Origin of the sequence: Pseudomonas solani, from assembly GCF_026072635.1 — a bacterium.
GTDB lineage: Bacteria > Pseudomonadota > Gammaproteobacteria > Pseudomonadales > Pseudomonadaceae > Metapseudomonas > Metapseudomonas solani.
This window is the reverse complement of sequence record NZ_AP023081.1, coordinates 6,545,918-6,561,912: the sequence shown is the minus strand read 5'-3', so window position 1 is coordinate 6,561,912 and position 15,995 is coordinate 6,545,918. Positions and strand designations below refer to the sequence as shown.

Here is a 15,995-nt window from a genome sequence, read left to right as displayed (position 1 = left end):
TTTGAGACTGGCTGGTCGCTCGGCCCTCCGTATAATGCGCGCAACCCGCCATCCCCGATGGCTCTACATGGACTGGTTATGACTCAACAGCAATCGATCGCGGTGCTGGGCGGCGGCAGCTTCGGCACCGCCATCGCCAACCTCCTGGGCGAGAACGGCAAGAGCGTGCAGCAGTGGATGCGCGACCCGGAGCAGGCCGAGGCGATCCGCGCCAACCGCGAGAACCCGCGCTACCTCAAGGGGGTGAAGATCCACCCCGGCGTCGAGCCCACCACCGACCTGGATGCGGTGCTCGCCAGCTGCGAGCTGATCTTCGTCGCCATCCCCTCCAGCGCGCTGCGCAAGGTGCTCGAACCGGTGGCTGGCCAGCTGAAGGGCCGCATGCTGGTCAGCCTGACCAAGGGCATCGAGGCGCAGAGCTTCCTGCTGATGAGCCAGATACTCGAAGACATCGCCCCCGAGGCGCGCATCGGCGTGCTGTCCGGCCCCAACCTGGCCCGCGAAGTGGCCGACCACGCGCTGACCGCCACCGTGGTCGCCAGTGAAGACGCCGAGCTGTGCCAGCAGGTGCAGGCCGCGCTGCACGGCAAGACCTTCCGCGTCTATGCCAGTGCCGACCGCTTCGGCGTCGAGCTGGGCGGCGCGCTGAAGAACGTCTACGCCATCATCGCCGGCATGGCCGCCGCGCTGGGCATGGGCGAGAACACCAAGAGCATGCTGATCACCCGCGCCCTGGCGGAAATGACCCGTTTCGCGGTGAAGCTCGGCGCCAACCCCATGACCTTCCTCGGCCTGGCCGGCGTCGGCGACCTGATCGTCACCTGCTCCTCGCCCAAGAGCCGCAACTACCAGGTTGGCCATGCCCTGGGCGAAGGCCTGAGCCTGGAAGACGCCGTCGCCCGCCTCGGCGAGGTGGCCGAGGGCGTCAACACCCTCAAGGTGCTCAAGGCGCGTGCCGAAGAGCTGCAGGTGTACATGCCGCTGGTCGCGGGCCTGCATGCCATTCTTTTCGAGGGGCGTACGCTGGCCCAGGTGATCGAAGCGCTGATGCGCGCCGAGCCGAAGACCGATGTCGACTTCATTCCCACCAGCGGCTTCTGAGCCCTGCCGATCAAGGACAAGGAGATTCCCATGAGTGAAGAGCGCGAAGACCTGCAGCGCGAGTCCATCCTGCTGCGCGTGCTGTGGATGCTGATCTTCGTCGTCGTCTGGCAACTGGCCGAGATCGTCCTCGGCGTGGTGGTCCTGGCGCAGCTTGGCTACCGCGCCTTCTATGGCGCGCCCAATGGCGGCCTGATGGGCTTCGGCGACAGCCTCAGCCAGTACCTGATGCAGATCGGCCGCTTCGGCACCTTCAACACCGAAGAGAAGCCCTGGCCCTTCGCTGATTGGCCCGCACCGCGCGCGCCGGAAGGCGAGGCCGCCCATTCGGTGCCGCCGGCGCCGCACCCGGTACGAGACGAAGAGCCCAAGCTGTGAGGCTGTGGCTGCTGCGCCACGGTGAGGCCGAACCCCGCGCCGCCACCGACGCCGAGCGCCCGCTGACCCGCAATGGCCGCCAGGAAGTGCTGCATGCCGCCGCACGCCTGGCCGGCCGGCCGCTGCAGCGGATCATCGCCAGCCCCTACCTGCGTGCCCAGCAGACCGCCGAACTGGTGCGCGAGGCGCTGGATTTCCAGGGCGCGATCATCACGCTGCCCTGGCTCACGCCCGAAAGCGACCCGCGCGAAGCCCTTGCGCAACTGGCCGAGCGGGAGGAGGGCGAGCTGCTGCTGGTGACCCACAACCCCTTCGTCGGTGAACTCGCCGGCCTGCTGCTCCATGGCCACCGCCAGCAACCGCTGCCCATGGGCACCGCCAGCCTTGCCGAGCTGGAGGGCGACATGGCCCTGGCGGGGCTGATGGAACTGCGCTCCCTGCACCACGCCCACCGGATCTGACCCCGCCCTCAAGGACGACCCCCATGCTCAGACGCATCACCCTCCGCGCCCTGCTGGCGCTGGTACCCCTGTTCACCGGTTCCGCCGTGCAGGCGGCGGACCATCCCGACGCGTCCTTCTTCGTCGGCAACTACTGGATCGTCGGCCGCGACATCGACACCGGCAAGCCCTACACCGGCGAGCTGGACATCTACCAGGACGAGGGCGAACTGTCCCTGGCCTGGACCGTGGGCGAGGAAAGCTGGACCGGCAAGGCGCACTTCGAGGATTCCGAGCTGGTGGACGGCGCCTCGGGGCTGCGCATCGACTTCAAGCGCAACGGCCAGGAGTACCAGGGCACCATGCTCTGGCGCACCGACTGGGATAACTACGCGCGGGTCTCCGGCTACATTTATCGACCCGGCCAGCAGACCGACAAACCCGGGCTGGAAGCCTGGTTCATCGCCCCCTCGAACTGATCTGGGCTACGGCTGGACGGGCGCGTCGCCATGATTCGTAGGATGGGTAGAGGTACGAAACCCATGCTGTAGGAGTCGTGGGTATGTGTTCGATGTGGGCGCTCATACCGAGCGTGTTCGAGCGCCCCTGCAACCGCGAGGTGACGTGTTTCCTTCCGCGAAACACGTCACTGCGCCGCCTCGATCGGGCCGACGCAATCTCCGCACAACCATCGATTTTCTCCTTTTTTCCCGCTGAAACCCCCGCCCCAGAGCCTCTCGGAAGCTGTGTCCGAGCCCGATACATTTCTTAACTTGCGCCGCTCCTTACTGCGTGGAATATTCGCCCAAGCAAGTGCTTGGTTGTCCCCAGAAAAACAAAAAAGGAGGAGGCCCTGTGGCTGATGCAGTCCGTTTGCCGCTTGAGATGTTTTTCGAGCGAGAAGCACGTCATCCCAACAAACGCTACCTGGTCCAACCGCTTTCCGGCGGCAGGGTCGAGGAGCTGACCTGGGGTGATGTCGGCGACCAGGCGCGACGCGCCGCCAGCTGGCTGAGAGGGCGCGACCTGCCGCCCGGCAGCCGCATCGCCATCATTTCCAAGAATTGCGCCCACTGGATAGTCGCGGACCTGGCGATCTGGATGGCCGGGCACATCTCCGTTCCCCTCTACCCGAACCTCACCGCCGAGTCGGTGAACCAGGTGCTGGCCCACTCGGAAACGGCGCTGGCCTTCATCGGCAAGCTGGACGACTGGCCTGCCATGGCCGGTGGCATTCCCGAAGGCGTGGCCACCATCGCGCTGCCGATCCACCCCGAGGGTGACTTCAGCTACCACTGGAGCGAGCTGCAGGCGGAGTCGCCGATCCGCGACAACCCCAAGACCAGCGCCGACCAGCTGGCCACCATCATCTACACCTCCGGCACCACCGGTACGCCCAAGGGCGTGATGCAGACCTTCGGCAACTTCGCCTTCGCCGCCGGCCATGGCGTGCAGCTGTTCAAGACCAGCGAAGAAGACCGCCTGCTGTCCTACCTGCCGCTGTGCCACGTGGCCGAGCGCATGTTCGTCGAAATGGCTTCCTTGTATGCCGGGCAGACGGTGTTCTTCGCCGAAAGCCTGGATACCTTCCTCGAAGACCTCAAGCGTGCGCGGCCCACGGCCATCTTCGGCGTGCCGCGCATCTGGACCAAGTTCCAGATGGGCGTCTACGCGAAGATGCCGGCGCAGAAGCTCGAACGCCTGCTCAAGCTGCCGATCATCGGCCGCATCGTTGGCCGCAAGGTGCTCGCCGGGCTTGGCCTGGATGCCGTGCGCGTGGCCCTGTGCGGTGCCGCGCCGGTGCCCGAGGCGCTGCTGCACTGGTACAAGCGCCTGGGCCTGGACGTGCTCGAGGTCTACGGCATGACCGAGAACTGCGGCTATTCCCACGTGTGCCGCCCCGGTGAACAGATGACCGGCTGGATCGGCCGCAACAGCCCCGGCGTCGAAGTGCGCATCCATGACGATGGCGAAGTGCAGGTGCGCAGCGGTGCCACCATGCAGGGCTACTACAAGGACGCGGAGAAGACCGCCGAGACCATCACCCCCGACGGCTTCCTGCGTACCGGCGACAAGGGCGAACAGGACGCCGCCGGCAACCTGCGCCTCACCGGGCGCATCAAGGAAATCTTCAAGACCAGCAAGGGCAAGTACGTGGCCCCGGCGCCCATCGAGAACCGCCTGGCGGTGCACACCCGCATCGAGCAGGTGTGCGTGGTGGGCGATGGCCTGCCGCAACCGATGGCGCTGTGCGTGCTTTCCGATGTCGGTCGCCACGAAGCCGCCAACGGCACCCGCGCCGAGCTGGAGGGCAGCCTGCGCGAGCTCTTGGAGCAGGTGAACGAGGCGCTCGACAAGCACGAGCGGCTGCTCGGCCTGGTGCTGGTGAAGGAGGTCTGGGCGGTCGACAACGGCTTCCTCACGCCTACCCTGAAGATCAAGCGCAGCGTGGTGGAAGGCACCTACGGCTCGCGCTTCCCCGAATGGATCGAGCGCCGCCAGGCGGTGCTCTGGCACGAGTGACCCCTGACCGCCGGGTGCCCTGGCCGCCCCGGCGGCAATCTTCCAAGGAGCCGACATGAGCCTGTGGCGCCAGACCCCTGACCTCGAAAAACTCAATGCCTCCCAGCAGGGCACCATCGGTGGCCTGCTGGACATCCGCTTCGAAGCCTTCGACGACGAATCCATCACCGCCAGCATGGTGGTCGACAGCCGCACCCACCAGCCCTACGGCCTGCTCCACGGCGGCGCCTCGGTGGTGCTGGCCGAGAGCCTCGGCTCCACCGCCAGCTTCCTCTGCATCGACACCAGCCGCTTCTACTGCGTGGGCCTGGAGGTCAACGCCAACCACCTGCGTGGCCTGCGCAGCGGTCGTGTCACCGCCGTCGCCCGCCCGGTGCACCTGGGCCGCACCACCCACGTCTGGGACATCCGCCTCAGCGGCGACGACGGCAAGCCCAGCTGCATCTCGCGCCTGACCATGGCCATCGTCCCCCTGGGCGAGCAGCCGCCGAAGGGGTGAGTGGGGGCCGGCTGCAATTTCATCCAAGCCGAGCACCCGTTCCGCGCGGTAGAGTGGCGCCATGGAGCACACCAGCCACCTTCCCAGCGCGCTGCCCGGCGTCCGCCTGATCGACGCCGAGTACCACGACTTCGCCTTTCCGCGGCATTTCCACCTGGAGTACCACGTGGGCCTGCTGCTGAGCGGGCAGCAGCGCTTCGTCAGTGGTGGCGAGCGCTGCCTGGCCGGGCGTGGCGATACCTTGCTGATGGCGCCGGAGCAGATCCACGACGGCGCCAGCCTGGGCGGGGAGGGCTACCGCATTCGCATCCTGGCTATCGAACCGGATTGGCTGGACGCCGCCAGCCGCAGCCTCAGCGATGGCCGCCAGGGCGCACCACGCCTGACCAGCAGCACCTTGCGCGAGCCGGTGCTGCAGCGGCACCTGCAGGCGGTGCATGCGGGCTTCTTCGGGGGCACGGCCCTGGCCCTGGAAAGCGCTTTGTGGCCGGCCCTGGCCTGCCTGCTGGGGCAGGGCTCGACGCTGCGGGTGCGTGAGCCGGAGCGGGGGTTCGATGCACCGACCTGGCAACGCCTGCGCGAGTGGCTGGAGTCACGCCTGGAGTCGCCACCCTCCCTGGAGGAACTGGCGGCGTTCTGCGGCCTCAGCCCCTGGCAGGCGCTGCGGCGTTTCCGCCAGCACTGCGGCCTGCCACCCCAGCAATGGCTGACCCAGCTGCGCCTGGAACGGGCCCTGCCGCTGGTGCTGCGCGGCACCCAGCCCCTGAGCCAGGTGGCCCTGCAGCTGGGCTTCTACGACCAGGCGCACTTCTCCCGGCTGTTCCGCCGCACCTACGGCCTGCCGCCCGCTCGCCTGCGCGCCGGGTACTGACGCACCCCGGCGGTGGCAATAGCGCCATCATCACTGGCAGTTACGGTCATTGCCGGCATCGCCGGGCTGCCGGAAAATCCCCGGCAGTCCCCAAACAGCCGGCACTGCCATGTCCCAGACGATCTTCTTCGCCCATGCCAACGGCTTCCCGTCGGCCACCTACGCCAAGCTGTTCGCGGCGCTGGGCCCGGACTTCCGCATCCAGCACCTGGAGCAGCACGGCCATGACCCGCGTTTCCCGGTCAACGACAACTGGGAAAACCTGGTGGACGAGCTCATCCACCACCTCGAAGCCCAGGGCGAGCCGGTGTTCGGCGTCGGCCACTCCCTCGGCGGCGTGCTGCACTACCACGCGGCCCTGCGCCGCCCGGACCTGTACCGTGGCGTGGCCATGCTCGACTCGCCGGTGCTGACCCTGGCCGACCGCATCGTCATCCGCGCGGCCAAGCGCTTCGGCTTCATCGACCGCATCACCCCGGCCGGGCGCACCCTGGGCCGGCGCGAGGAGTTCGCCGACCTCGACGAGGCGCGCCTGTACTTCTCCGGCAAGTCGCTGTTCCGCCGCTTCGACCCGGATTGCCTGGACGCCTACGTGCGCCACGGCTTCACCGAAACCGGCAGCGGCCTGCGGCTGAAGTTCGACCCCGCCACCGAGATCAGCATCTACCGCAGCGTGCCCCACAACAGCCCGGGCCGCCCGCAGCAGCTCGCCGTGCCCCTGGCGGTGGTGCGCGGGCGCCACAGCCGCGTGGTGCTGCCCCACCATGCGCGCCTGGTGAAACGCGTGCCCAAGGGCGAATACCTGTCCCTGCCCGGCGGCCACATGTTCCCCCTGGAGCGCCCGCAGGACACCGCCGAATTGCTGAAGAACCTCTTCAACCGCTGGCAGGGCCAGCGCACCGACCGGGAGCCCGCATGAGCGCGCACGTCGAGGAAATCCGCCTGAACCTGCCCCACGTTGAGCTGGCGGCACACATCTTCGGGCACGAGGACGGCCAGCCGGTGCTGGCCCTGCACGGCTGGCTGGACAACGCCATGACCTACGCGCGCCTGGCGCCGAAGCTCCAGGGGCTGCGCATCGTCGCCCTGGATTTCGCCGGCCACGGCCATTCCGGGCACTACCCGCCGGGCTCCAGCTACCAGCTGTGGGAATACGCCGAGGACGTGCTGCTGGTGGCCGAGCAACTGGGCTGGGAGCGTTTCTCGCTGATGGGCCACTCCCTGGGCGCCATCGTCTCGGTGCTGGTGGCCGGCTCCCTGCCCGAGCGCATCGAGCGCCTGGCGCTGATCGACGGCTTGATCCCCTATACCGGCGAAGCCGACGGCGCGCCCAAGCGCCTGGGCGATGCGCTCAAGGCACGGCTGGCGCTGCGCGATAAGCGCAAGCCGGTGTACGCCGATGTCGAGCGCGGCGTGGAAGCCCGCATGAAGGGCGTGGTGGCGGTCAGCCGCGAGGCCGCCGAACTGCTCGCCGGGCGCGGCCTGATGCCGGTGCCGGGTGGCTACACCTGGCGCACCGACATGCGCCTGACCCTGCCGTCGCTGATGCGCCTGACCTTTGCCCACGCCACCGAGTTCGTCCGCGCGGTGCGCTGCCCCACGTCCCTGGTGCTGGCGGAGGAGGGGCAGATCCGTGCCGAGCCGCGTATCGCCGAGCTGCTCCAGGGTCTAGGCTTCGAGGTGCATCACAAACCCGGTGGCCATCACCTGCACCTCAACGATGAAAACGGCGCCCAGGCCGTAGCAGACTGTTTCAATAGCTTCTTCGCCTCGCCTTGACTTGATCGGGGCAACCGGGAAGGCTGGGCGCCTTCCCAAGGAGAGCCCGGATGATCGACCTCTACACCGCTGCCACGCCCAACGGGCACAAGGTCTCCATCGCCCTCGAAGAACTGGGGCTGCCCTACAGGGCCCATGGCCTCTCGTTCGAGCGCAAGGAACAGAAGGCGCCATCCTTCCTCGAGATCAACCCCAACGGCCGCATCCCGGCCATCGTCGACCGCGATAACGGCGACTTCGCGGTGTTCGAATCCGGCGCCATCCTCGTTTACCTCGCCGAGAAGACCGGCCGGCTGCTGCCTGCCGACGCCAAGGGCCGCTCGGTGGCCATGCAATGGCTGATGTTCCAGATGGGCGGGGTCGGGCCGATGCAGGGCCAGGCCAACGTCTTTTACCGCTATTTCCCGGAAACCCTGCAACCGGCCATCGACCGCTACCAGCACGAGACCCGCCGCCTGTACGAGGTGCTCGACTCGCGCCTGGCGCTGGTGGAGTACCTGGCGGGCGACTACGGCATCGCCGATATCGCCACCTTCCCCTGGGTGCGCCTGCACGATTGGGCCGGTGTGTCGGTGGAGGGGCTCAGCCACCTGCAACGCTGGCTCGCGGCCATCGAGGCCCGCCCGGCGGTGCAGCGCGGCCTGCAGGTACCCAAGCGCCAGGAGTCCGCCGACACGGTGGTCAAGACCGGCCAGTCCATGTTGATTCGCTAAGGATGCGCATGCGCTCTTTCATCGTTACCGGCCTGCTGTTGGCCGCGTCCCTGCAGGTGGCTGCCGCCCACGCCGCCGACCTGCCCGACAGCCACGACCTCAGCGCCTTGCCGCGCTTCCCCCACGCCGAGATCGTCGACTTCAAGGAAGCCGCCGACCAGGAACGCATCTACCCCCAGGGCTCGATCCGGCGCATCAGCAACCAGCTGCGCTTCGAACAGAAGGTCGACGCCCAGGGCCGGCAGACGTCGGTCACCTACTTGTTGCCCAGCGGCCACAGCTCGGGCGAGGCCTTCGACGGCGCGCGCACCGCCCTGCTCGACAAGGGCGCGGTGCCGCTCTACTGGTGCCAGGGCCGTGATTGCGGCTCCAGCAGCCTGTGGGCCAACTCGGTGTTCGGCAACGCGCGCCTCTACGGCCCGGACGAACAGCAGGCCTACCTGCTGGTGCGCCTGGCCGAGCCGCAGCAGGACAGCCTGCTGGCGCTCTACGCCATCACCCGGGGCAACCGCCGCGCCTACCTGCATGCCGAGCAACTGGACGCCGCCACACCGCTGGGCGAAATCCTGCCCACACCCGCCACCCTGATGCGCGAGCTGAAGACCAGCGGCGAGCTGCACCTGACCGGCCTGCCGGCAGCGCCGACCCCCGCTTGGGCGACGCTGCTGGCACGCAGCCTCAACCTCGACAGCACCCTGCGCGCGAGCCTCTCCGGCGAGGGCGCCGAAGCCTGGCGCCAGGCCCTGGTGGAGCAGGGCGTGCGCGCCGCGCGCCTGGAGCTGGGTGATGCGGCCAACGACGGCCTGCACCTGGAGTGGCTGCGCTGAGGCACAGCGTCCATGCTTGCTTGACGTGGCGCCCGATGGCGCCACGTTTGCGTTTTTCCACGGAGTGTTTTGTTCATGCTGAATAACGATCGCCTGTTGGTGCAGATACTCCTGCTCGCCTTGCTGGGGGCCTGTATCTGGGTGCTGGCGCCGTTCTGGTCGGCGTTGTTCTGGGCCGCCGTGCTGGCCTTCGCCAGCTGGCCGCTGATGCGCCTGCTCACCCGCGGGCTGGACGGGCGCGTGTCCCTGGCCGCCGCCGTGCTCACCGCCGGCTGGATGCTGCTGGTGGCGGTGCCCCTGGTGTGGATGGGCTTCAACCTTGCCGACCACATCCGCGATGCCAACGAACTGGTGAAGAACGTCCAGGTGGAGGGCTTGCCGCAGCCGCCGGAATGGCTGGCCGAGATGCCCCTGGTGGGCGACCGCCTGGTAGCCCTGTGGCAACGTGTGGACGCCCAGGGCGCGGCCTTCTTCACCAGCCTCAAGCCCTACATGGGCCAGGCCGGCAACTGGATCCTGGCGCGCAGCGCCCAGCTCGGCGGCGGCATGCTGGAGCTGGCCCTGAGCCTGGTGCTGGTGTTCTTCTTCTACCGCGACGGCCCGCGCATGGCGCTGTTCGCCGAGCGCGCCCTGGAACGCCTGATCGGCGACCGCGCCCCGCACTACCTGGAGCTGGTGGCCGGCACCGTGCAGCGGGTGGTCAACGGCGTGATCGGCACCGCCGCCGCCCAGGGCCTGCTGGCGCTGATCGGCTTCTGGATCGCCGGTGTGCCGGGGGCGCTGGTGCTGGGCCTGGTCACCTTCGCCCTGAGCCTGATCCCCATGGGCCCGCCGCTGGTGTGGGTACCCGCCACCGCCTGGCTGTTCTGGCATGGCGAGTACGGCTACGGCGTGTTCCTGGCGATCTGGGGCTTCTTCATCATCAGCGGCGTGGACAACGTGCTGAAGCCCTACCTCATCAGCCGGGGCGGCAACCTGCCGCTGGTGGTGGTGTTGCTCGGCGTGTTCGGCGGCATCCTCGCCTTCGGCTTCATGGGGCTGTTCCTCGGCCCGACCCTGCTGGCGGTGGCCTACAGCCTGATTTCCGACTGGATCGGCCGGCCCCTGCCCGAGTCGACCGACAAGCCCCGGGAGCCGGACCCCAGCTAAACCACGACTGGCCAGCAGAACCGCAATCTGGGGGCTCTGCTGGCTTGGAAGCGCAGTGGCACGGTGATAGCCTTTTCGCCGCATTTTTCCGCGCCGCTTTGCATCGGCTCCGCTTGCGGATGCAGGGAAGCAACAATTCACACGGATATTCCGCGAGTCGAACCATGAGCAAAACCGCAAAGATCGCCCTGGGCGCAGTCGTCGCCATCGCCGCCGTTTCCGGCGCCGGTGCCTGGTACACCGGCACCCAGCTGCCCGCCGTGCTGGACACCTCCATCAAGGAAGCCAACGCGCAACTGAAGCAGTCCGCGCCGGCCTTCGGCACCTCCGCCACCCTGGAACTGGTCTCCCTCGAGCAGGGCGTGTTCACCAGCACCGCGCATTACCGCGTGCACGTCGGTGGGGAAGGCGAGGGCGCGGAGCTGTTGTTCGTCGACAAGATCGAGCACGGCCCCTTCCCGCTGTCGCGCCTCAAGGCCTTCAAGCTGGCGCCGGTGATGGCCGCCAGCAACTACGCCCTGGAATCCAGCCCCAGCGTCGAGAAGTGGTTCGCCGCCAGCAAGGGCGCCTCGCCCCTGGTCGGTGACGTGAGCATCGGCTACGACCGCTCCATGAGCGGCAGCCTGACCCTGCTGCCCCTGGACATGCAGATGGAGGACGAGTCCCACCTGAGCTTCTCTGGCCTGAACCTGGAAGTGCGCAGCGATGCCGGCGGCAACCGCGTCGCCGCCATCGGCACCATGGACAGCCTCAAGGTCGACGCCGTTTCCGAGCAGGGCGAGCCGGTGCACGTGCTGTTCCAGGGCCTGTCCCTGGCCAGCGACCAGAGCCGCGCCGCCAGCGGCCTGTACGTGGGCAAAAGCGATTTCACCCTGAAGACCGCCAATGTCATCGTCGGTGAAAACCCGGGCGTGCGGCTCACCGACCTGGCCCAGCGCCAGGACACCCGCGAGAACGGCAGCAACATCGAAGGCAGCCTGACCCTGGACGCCGGCAGCATCAGCTACGCCGACAAGCCCATCGGCAGCGCGCAGATGGTCTGGACCATGAAGAGCCTCGACTCGGTGGCGCTGAAGTCCCTGGCGGACTTCTACGGCGCGCTGTACCAGCAGGTCGGCCAGGTTGGCCAGGCCGGCGAGTCGACCCTCGAGGACCTGACCGAAGCCCAGCAGGAGCAGGCCAAGGCCGACCTCATCAAGCTGCTGGAAGGCAAGCCGCAGTTCGCCCTCGAGCGCCTGAGCCTGAAGACCGCCAATGGCGAGAGCCGCTTCAGCCTGGCCATGCAACTGGCCAAGCCGGCGTCCTTCGACCTGCCGCCGGACCAGATCGCCCGTGAAGCCATCACCAGCCTCGACCTGGACCTGAGCCTGTCCAAACCGATGATCAGCGATCTGGTCAGCGTGCAGGCCGTGCTTCAGGGCCAGGACGACCAGGAAGCCATCGCCCAGCAGGCCTCCATGACCACCGAGATGGCCAGCGGCATGCTGCTGTCCACCCAGCTCGTGGCCCTGGAAGGCAACGACATCCGCGCCCGCCTGCACTACGCCGACGGCCAGGTGGACTTCAACGGCAAGAAGATGACGGTCGAGGAATTCGCCGGCTTGGTCATGGCCAGCGCCGGTGGCCTGGGCGGCGCCATGGGCGGCGAGCAGCCGGCCTTCCCGGACGAAGAAACCCCGATGCCGATCGAGGAATAACCCTCCCTCGGTATTCCCAGAGGGCCGGCCGCCACCAGGCGCCGGCCCTTTTTCATGGATGGAATACCGCCCCGTAGGATGGCGTAGAGCGCAGCGAAACCCATCGATTTGAACCCACCATCGGGCTGATCGCCGAAACAAAAAACCGGCCGCTGCGCACTCACGCAGCGGCCGGTTTTCTTTTCGCGGGACGTGCTCAGGCGGCGATGCTGAGCTGGCTGCCGACGCGGGCCTCGTAGGTGCCGGCGCTGCTTTCGTACTGCTTGAGCAGGGCGGCGGCCAGGCGCGCGTAGACATCATCGCTGCTGGCGCTGGTGCTGCTGGTGTCGCTTTGGCTGCCGCTCTGGCCGAACAGGCTGCTTAACTCGTCCTGGCTGATGCTGCCGTTGCCATCGGCATCCAGGGAGCTGAACAGCTCGTCGCTGTCGCCACCGAAGCCACCGCCCGGCGGCGGGGGAGGCGGGGGGGCCAGGGCAGCGGTTTCGTCGACGCTGAGGCTGCCGTCACCGTTGGCATCGAGGCTGGCGAACAGCTCGCTGCTGTCGATGCCGCTGTCGTCGCCCAGGGCGCTGGTCAGCTCGCTCTGGTCGATGGCGCCATTGCCGTCGGCATCCAGTTCGGCGAACAGGTCCTCGGGGTTGGGGCCGCCGCGAGGGGGCGATGGGGGCGGGGTGAGGGCGGCGGTTTCGTCGAGGTCGATGGAGCCGTCGCTGTTGGCATCCAGCTGGGCGAACAACTCGTCGATATCGATGGTGATGCCGCTGTCGCTTTCCTTGGCGTTGGCCAGCGCGGTGCTCAGTTCGTCCTTGGCGACGCTGCCGTCGCCGTTGCTGTCCAGCAGGCTGAACAGCTTTTCCTGCAGTTTCGATTGCCCCGAAGCGCAGCCGCCACTGCTGTTGCTGCTGGCGGTGCTTTTCGAGGAGAGCGCCGAGCTGTAGCTGCTGTAGCTGCTGTAGCCCGAGTAACCACTGACGCCACTGATCATGGGAGTCACTCCTGTGCGTGATGGCAAGGCCGGAGTGGGTTCTCCGGTTCTCGCAGGTTCAGGCGCAAGCGTGTCGGGGGTTTATGCGCTTTGTATCAGCGTGGAGACGGGCTCAGGCGCGGGGGATGGTGAGGGTGGCCAGCAGGCCGCCGCCGGGGTTGTCGCCCAGCACGAGATCGCCGCCCTGGCGGCGGGCGGCTTCGCGGGCGATGGTCAGGCCCAGGCCGACACCGCCGGAGCTGCGGTTGCGCGAGCCTTCGAGGCGGAAGAAGGGTTCGAACACCGCTTCGCGTTGCTCGGGGGCGATGCCGGGGCCGCGGTCGCTGACATGGATGCGCACCTCGGTGGGGCCGTCTTCGAGGCGGACCCGCGCATGGCCGGCGTAACGCAGGGCGTTCTCCACCAGGTTGCTGACACAGGAACGCAGCGCCATGGGTTGGGCCCGCAGCGGCGCGCACTGGCCTTCGGCACGCACATCGGCGCCACGGTCCTGGGCGTCCTCGGCCATGGATTCCACCAGGGCCTGGAGATCGAACAGCTGCAGCGCTTCGTCGGCGCGCTGCTGGTGCAGGTAGCTGAGGGTGGCGTCGAGCATGGCGACCATTTCCCCCAGGTCCTGGTCCATGCGGCTGCGCAGCTGGGCGTCGGGCACCTGCTCCACGCGCAGCTTGACCCGGGCGATGGGGGTGCGCAGGTCGTGGGAGACGGCGGCAAGCATGCGGCTGCGCTGGGCCACCTGCTCGCGGATGCGCTGCTGCATCAGGTTGAAGGCATGGGCGGCCTGACGCACCTCGCGCGGGCCGCGTTCATCCAGGGGCGGGGCCTGGAGGTTTTCGCTGAGGCGGTCGGCGGCGCTGGCCAGGCGCTGGATGGGCCGCGACAGGACGCGGGCGCCGTACCAGGCGGCGACGATCAGGGTCAGCAGCTGGAAGGTCAGCGGCACCAGGGGGCCACCGAACAGCGGGCGCGGGGGCGGCGGCTGGCCGGGGCGCGGGCCATTGGTGGCATGGGGCGGGCCGGGCTGGGGCTGCGGCGGCGGGTTGCCGTACTGCTGGAACCAGAGGAAGGCCAGCAGGTGGGCGAGGACGATGGCGGCCAGGAAGATGCCGAACAGGCGTGCGAACAGCGTGTCGGCCTGGCGCATCAGCCAATCTCCCTCGCGTCGAACAGGTAGCCCTCGCCGCGTACAGTCTTGATCAGGCGTGGGGATTTGGGGTCATCGCCGAGCTTCTGCCGCAGGCGCGATACGAGCAGGTCGATGCTGCGGTCGAAGGCTTCGATGGAGCGGCCCCGGGCGGCGTCCAGCAACTGCTCGCGGCTGAGCACCCGCCGCGGGCGTTCGAGGAACACCCAGAGCAGGCGGAATTCGGCGTTGGACAGCGGCACCACCAGGCCTTCGGGGGATTGCAGCTGGCGCAGCACGCCGTTCAGGCGCCAGGCGTCGAAGCGGATGCTGGCGCGCTGGTCGGCCCGCAGGCCTTCGCGGTCGTCGCGCACGCGGCGCAGGATGGTCTGGATGCGCGCCACCAGCTCACGGGGCTCGAAGGGCTTGGCCATGTAGTCGTCGGCGCCCAGTTCCAGGCCGATGATGCGGTCGGTGGGTTCGCAGCGGGCGGTGAGCATGAGGATCGGGATATCGGACTCGCCGCGTAGCCAGCGGCACAGGGAGAGGCCGTCTTCGCCGGGCAGCATCAGGTCCAGCACCACCACGTCGAAGGGGGCGCTGGCCAGTGCCTCGCGCATCGCCTCGCCATCGTCGACGCCCACGGCCTCGATATTGAAGCGGGCGAGGTAGTCGCAGAGCAGGTCGCGGATCGGCACGTCGTCGTCCACCAGCAGGGCGCGGGTGTTCCAGCGGCGGTTGTCGGCGGGGGTGGGGGTTTGGTTGTGCATGGGTGTTCTTGCCATCTGGCGGGTTCACCGGGCCGGTGGACCACTGTGCTTCGCGTCTGGCGGTGGGGCGTCGAGCGGCGGGCCGTCGGCATCCATCGGGCGCATGCTACTCCGCCGTCCTGCTGCCGGCCATCGCGGCGAGAGGCTCGCCCATGGCGGTGTCGCCAGCGTGTCGGCTTTGTATCGGACTCGATACAAAGGCGCGGCGTTCATCTCGGAAAGGGCGCTCGCGACCCGGGGAAGGGCCATGGCTGCTTTCCCGGGCTGGATGGGTTACTTATGTCGCGCCGCGCTTGGATGCGCTTCCCCCACAGGAGTTGTCATGCAGATTTCCACCACCCTGCTCGCCGGTTTCTGGGGCTGGCTGGCCGCCAGCAGCCTGTTGCTCGGTGCCGCCATCGGCTTCTGGGTGTCCCTGCCCAAGGCGGTCACCGCCTCGGTGATGGCCTATGGCAGCGGGGTGCTGATCGCCGCGCTGTGCTTCGGGCAGATTCCCGAGGCCGAGCGCCTCGGCGGGCTGGGGCCGACCCTGGCGGGCATGCTCGCCGGTGGCGCGCTGTTCGTCCTCGCCAGCCAGTTGCTGGACCGCTGGGAGGCGCATCATCGCCAGCGCAGCGGCGGCGTGGGCTCCATGGTGGCGCTGCTGATCGCCGTGGGTGCCTTCCTCGATGGCATTCCCGAGTCCCTGGGGCTCGGCCTGGGGCTGCTGGATGGCGGGCAGGTGAGCCTGCTGATGCTGGTGGCGATCTTCCTCTCCAACCTGCCGGAGGGCCTGGCCAGCGCCGCCGGGCTGCGCGAGGAGAAGCGCAGCGGCCTGTTCGTGTTCGGCCTGTGGGGTGTCATCGTGCTGCTCTCGGGGCTGGCGGCCATGGCCGGCCCGGGGCTGATGAGCGACCTGCCATCGGCCTGGCTGGGCTTCGCCCTGGCGTTCTCCGCCGGTGCGGTGCTGTGCATGCTGGTGGATACGCTGATCCCCGAGGCCTTCGAAAGCACCCACGCCTGGACCGGGCTGATCACCCTGGCCGGCTTCATGACCGCCTTCGCCCTCGACCACCTGGCGTGAGCGCAGGCGATCACCGGGGCAGCGGCGGGCGCGGGCTTCCGCTACAATGCGCGCCGTTTTCGACTTGCCAGAGAGCC

The 15,995-nt window shown here is 68.4% G+C and carries 17 protein-coding genes; 14 read left to right on the top strand and 3 right to left on the bottom strand.

Annotation, left to right across the window (positions count from 1 at the left end; genetic code table 11):
• Positions 1 to 78: 78 nt before the first annotated feature.
• From PSm6_RS29805 to PSm6_RS29745, 13 genes are all read left to right on the top strand, one after another.
• Complete coding sequence (locus PSm6_RS29805) at positions 79 to 1,101, top strand: NAD(P)H-dependent glycerol-3-phosphate dehydrogenase (RefSeq protein ID WP_043246165.1); 1,023 nt, start codon at positions 79 to 81, stop codon at positions 1,099 to 1,101.
• A 30-nt stretch (positions 1,102 to 1,131) separates the two neighbouring features.
• Positions 1,132 to 1,479: a DUF4389 domain-containing protein gene (locus PSm6_RS29800; RefSeq protein WP_021220688.1), complete on the top strand. Its 348-nt coding sequence runs from the start codon at positions 1,132 to 1,134 to the stop codon at positions 1,477 to 1,479.
• Positions 1,476 to 1,940 (top strand): phosphohistidine phosphatase SixA, encoded by a 465-nt coding sequence (gene sixA / locus PSm6_RS29795; RefSeq protein ID WP_021220687.1) that lies wholly within the window; start codon positions 1,476 to 1,478, stop codon positions 1,938 to 1,940. Before PSm6_RS29800 ends, sixA begins: the two co-directional genes overlap by 4 nt.
• A gap of 23 nt (positions 1,941 to 1,963) precedes the next feature.
• The gene (locus PSm6_RS29790) at positions 1,964 to 2,398 is read left to right on the top strand and encodes a hypothetical protein (protein ID WP_021220686.1); all 435 of its coding nucleotides are present in this window, start codon (positions 1,964 to 1,966) and stop codon (positions 2,396 to 2,398) included.
• Positions 2,399 to 2,774: 376 nt separating this feature from the next.
• A complete protein-coding gene (locus PSm6_RS29785; RefSeq protein ID WP_265169150.1) occupies positions 2,775 to 4,442 on the top strand; it encodes an AMP-binding protein in 1,668 nt (555 codons plus the stop codon).
• Positions 4,443 to 4,497: 55 nt separating this feature from the next.
• A complete protein-coding gene (locus PSm6_RS29780; protein ID WP_021220684.1) occupies positions 4,498 to 4,941 on the top strand; it encodes a hotdog fold thioesterase in 444 nt (147 codons plus the stop codon).
• Between the two features lie 61 nt (positions 4,942 to 5,002).
• Complete coding sequence (locus tag PSm6_RS29775; RefSeq protein ID WP_265169149.1) at positions 5,003 to 5,812, top strand: AraC family transcriptional regulator; 810 nt, start codon at positions 5,003 to 5,005, stop codon at positions 5,810 to 5,812.
• A gap of 109 nt (positions 5,813 to 5,921) precedes the next feature.
• Entirely contained in the window at positions 5,922 to 6,731 is an 810-nt protein-coding gene (locus PSm6_RS29770; RefSeq protein WP_021220682.1) for an alpha/beta fold hydrolase, read from the top strand.
• Positions 6,728 to 7,591: an alpha/beta hydrolase gene (locus PSm6_RS29765; RefSeq protein ID WP_265169148.1), complete on the top strand. Its 864-nt coding sequence runs from the start codon at positions 6,728 to 6,730 to the stop codon at positions 7,589 to 7,591. Before PSm6_RS29770 ends, PSm6_RS29765 begins: the two co-directional genes overlap by 4 nt.
• A gap of 50 nt (positions 7,592 to 7,641) precedes the next feature.
• Positions 7,642 to 8,304 carry a glutathione S-transferase family protein gene (locus PSm6_RS29760; RefSeq protein WP_265169147.1) on the top strand — a complete coding sequence of 221 codons (663 nt, stop codon included), beginning with the start codon at positions 7,642 to 7,644 and terminating at the stop codon, positions 8,302 to 8,304.
• An 8-nt stretch (positions 8,305 to 8,312) separates the two neighbouring features.
• The gene (locus PSm6_RS29755) at positions 8,313 to 9,131 is read left to right on the top strand and encodes a DUF4892 domain-containing protein (protein ID WP_265169146.1); all 819 of its coding nucleotides are present in this window, start codon (positions 8,313 to 8,315) and stop codon (positions 9,129 to 9,131) included.
• A 75-nt stretch (positions 9,132 to 9,206) separates the two neighbouring features.
• On the top strand, positions 9,207 to 10,280 hold the full coding sequence (locus PSm6_RS29750) for an AI-2E family transporter (protein WP_021220678.1): 1,074 nt from the start codon (positions 9,207 to 9,209) through the stop codon (positions 10,278 to 10,280).
• Between the two features lie 164 nt (positions 10,281 to 10,444).
• Positions 10,445 to 11,977 carry a YdgA family protein gene (locus tag PSm6_RS29745; protein ID WP_043246299.1) on the top strand — a complete coding sequence of 511 codons (1,533 nt, stop codon included), beginning with the start codon at positions 10,445 to 10,447 and terminating at the stop codon, positions 11,975 to 11,977.
• A 196-nt stretch (positions 11,978 to 12,173) separates the two neighbouring features.
• Here the strand turns inward: PSm6_RS29745 and PSm6_RS29740 are convergent, their stop codons facing one another.
• From PSm6_RS29740 to PSm6_RS29730, 3 genes are all read right to left on the bottom strand, one after another.
• On the bottom strand, positions 12,174 to 12,962 hold the full coding sequence (locus PSm6_RS29740; protein ID WP_265169145.1) for an EF-hand domain-containing protein: 789 nt from the start codon (positions 12,960 to 12,962) through the stop codon (positions 12,174 to 12,176).
• Positions 12,963 to 13,074: 112 nt separating this feature from the next.
• Positions 13,075 to 14,109: an ATP-binding protein gene (locus tag PSm6_RS29735; RefSeq protein ID WP_265170589.1), complete on the bottom strand. Its 1,035-nt coding sequence runs from the start codon at positions 14,107 to 14,109 to the stop codon at positions 13,075 to 13,077.
• Positions 14,106 to 14,870, bottom strand: a complete 765-nt coding sequence (locus PSm6_RS29730; protein WP_031288188.1) for a response regulator — start codon at positions 14,868 to 14,870, stop codon at positions 14,106 to 14,108. The genes PSm6_RS29735 and PSm6_RS29730 overlap by 4 nt, the downstream gene beginning before the upstream one ends.
• 307 nt (positions 14,871 to 15,177) lie before the next feature.
• Between PSm6_RS29730 and PSm6_RS29725 the strand changes: the two genes are divergently transcribed.
• Positions 15,178 to 15,918: a ZIP family metal transporter gene (locus PSm6_RS29725; protein WP_021220673.1), complete on the top strand. Its 741-nt coding sequence runs from the start codon at positions 15,178 to 15,180 to the stop codon at positions 15,916 to 15,918.
• The last annotated feature ends 77 nt before the right edge of the window (positions 15,919 to 15,995 follow it).

Bases quoted from the DNA above. Each gene is read 5' to 3' on its own strand.
- PSm6_RS29805 (WP_043246165.1), top strand. From the start codon at position 79: ATGACTCAACAGCAATCGATCGCGGTGCTGGGCGGCGGCAGCTTCGGC.
- PSm6_RS29800 (WP_021220688.1), top strand. From the start codon at position 1,132: ATGAGTGAAGAGCGCGAAGACCTGCAGCGCGAGTCCATCCTGCTGCGC.
- PSm6_RS29790 (WP_021220686.1), top strand. From the start codon at position 1,964: ATGCTCAGACGCATCACCCTCCGCGCCCTGCTGGCGCTGGTACCCCTG.
- PSm6_RS29780 (WP_021220684.1), top strand. From the start codon at position 4,498: ATGAGCCTGTGGCGCCAGACCCCTGACCTCGAAAAACTCAATGCCTCC.
- PSm6_RS29775 (WP_265169149.1), top strand. From the start codon at position 5,003: ATGGAGCACACCAGCCACCTTCCCAGCGCGCTGCCCGGCGTCCGCCTG.
- PSm6_RS29770 (WP_021220682.1), top strand. From the start codon at position 5,922: ATGTCCCAGACGATCTTCTTCGCCCATGCCAACGGCTTCCCGTCGGCC.
- PSm6_RS29765 (WP_265169148.1), top strand. From the start codon at position 6,728: ATGAGCGCGCACGTCGAGGAAATCCGCCTGAACCTGCCCCACGTTGAG.
- PSm6_RS29760 (WP_265169147.1), top strand. From the start codon at position 7,642: ATGATCGACCTCTACACCGCTGCCACGCCCAACGGGCACAAGGTCTCC.
- PSm6_RS29755 (WP_265169146.1), top strand. From the start codon at position 8,313: ATGCGCTCTTTCATCGTTACCGGCCTGCTGTTGGCCGCGTCCCTGCAG.
- PSm6_RS29750 (WP_021220678.1), top strand. From the start codon at position 9,207: ATGCTGAATAACGATCGCCTGTTGGTGCAGATACTCCTGCTCGCCTTG.
- PSm6_RS29745 (WP_043246299.1), top strand. From the start codon at position 10,445: ATGAGCAAAACCGCAAAGATCGCCCTGGGCGCAGTCGTCGCCATCGCC.
- PSm6_RS29740 (WP_265169145.1), bottom strand. From the start codon at position 12,962: ATGATCAGTGGCGTCAGTGGTTACTCGGGCTACAGCAGCTACAGCAGC.
- PSm6_RS29730 (WP_031288188.1), bottom strand. From the start codon at position 14,870: ATGGCAAGAACACCCATGCACAACCAAACCCCCACCCCCGCCGACAAC.
- PSm6_RS29725 (WP_021220673.1), top strand. From the start codon at position 15,178: ATGCAGATTTCCACCACCCTGCTCGCCGGTTTCTGGGGCTGGCTGGCC.